Source organism: Mycobacterium sp. AT1 (genome assembly GCF_002043095.1).
Classification (GTDB): Bacteria; Actinomycetota; Actinomycetes; order Mycobacteriales; family Mycobacteriaceae; genus Mycobacterium.
Genome location: NZ_MVOC01000128.1, coordinates 1 through 1,034 on the forward strand (window position 1 = coordinate 1; position 1,034 = coordinate 1,034).

The 1,034-nt window shown below is 71.6% G+C and carries 2 protein-coding genes; both read left to right on the forward strand.

The features are described from left to right. Positions 1–13: 13 nt before the first annotated feature. Positions 14–160, forward strand: coding sequence for a biotin/lipoyl-containing protein (locus tag B1790_RS34005; RefSeq protein WP_233165451.1), 147 nt, complete (start codon positions 14–16; stop codon positions 158–160). Beyond that, a partial coding sequence (locus B1790_RS34010; RefSeq protein WP_255407322.1) for an amidase family protein occupies positions 157–1,034 on the forward strand: 878 nt, incomplete at its 3' end. The genes B1790_RS34005 and B1790_RS34010, both read left to right, overlap by 4 nt.

A 1,034-nucleotide genomic window follows, 5' to 3' on the forward strand; every position in this document is an offset into this window, starting at 1 on the left:
GGAGGCGATGAAGATGGAGACCGTACTGACCGCGCCCGCAGACGGGATCGTCACGCGCGTGCTTGTCGAGGCGGGAAATCAGGTCGACCCGGGAACCCCGCTGGTCGTCGTGGGAGCCCAGTCTCCGGTCGAAACTACGGTGACGGGAGTGCCGGCATGACCACTTCGGTAGAACGGGTTCGGGCGGCCTACGCCGCGATCGAGGCGGCCGACAGGCCGGAGGTGTGGATCTTCCTGCGCCCCATGGCCGATGCCCTCGTCGACGCCGAAACCGTCGACGCGGCAGTCGCCGCCGGCGCGGATCTTCCGCTCGCCGGCCTCACCGCCGCGGTGAAGAACAACGTCGACGTGGCGGGGAACGTCGACGTGGCGGGCCTGGCCACCACCGCGGGCTGTCCGTCGTTCGCGACGACACCCGCGACCGACGACGCCGCGGTCGTCGCCAGGTTGCGTGCCGCGGGCGCGGTGGTGATCGGCGCGACCAATCTCGACCAGTTCGCCACCGGTCTGGTCGGCACGCGCAGTCCCCATGGCGCCGTTCGCGATTCGCGGCGGCCCGACCGAATCTCGGGTGGGTCGAGCTCGGGGTCTGCCGTCGCGGTTGCCCTTGGTCTCGTCGACGTGGCCCTCGGCACCGACACCGCAGGCTCGGGCCGGGTGCCCGCGGCGCTGCAGGGCATCGTCGGCATCAAGCCCACCTACGGCGTCGTGCCGACCGACGGGGTCGTCCCCGCCTGTCGGTCCTACGACTGCGTGACGGTGTTCGCGAGGGATTTGGACACCGCGAATGCCGCGATGGGCGTGATCGCCGGTGCGGCGCGCCCGTTTCCGCCCGATGCGCCACTGGCCGCGCCGGAGATCCCGACGGTCGCCGTGCCCCGGGAACTTCCCGGCCTTTCGGAGCACTGGCAGGAGGCATTCGGCGCCGCCAGGGCCCGACTCGAGGCGCACGGCGCGGTGATTCGGGAAATCGACCTCTCGGCGTTCCTCGCCGCCGCCCGATTGCTGTACGACGGCGGACTGGTCGCCGAACG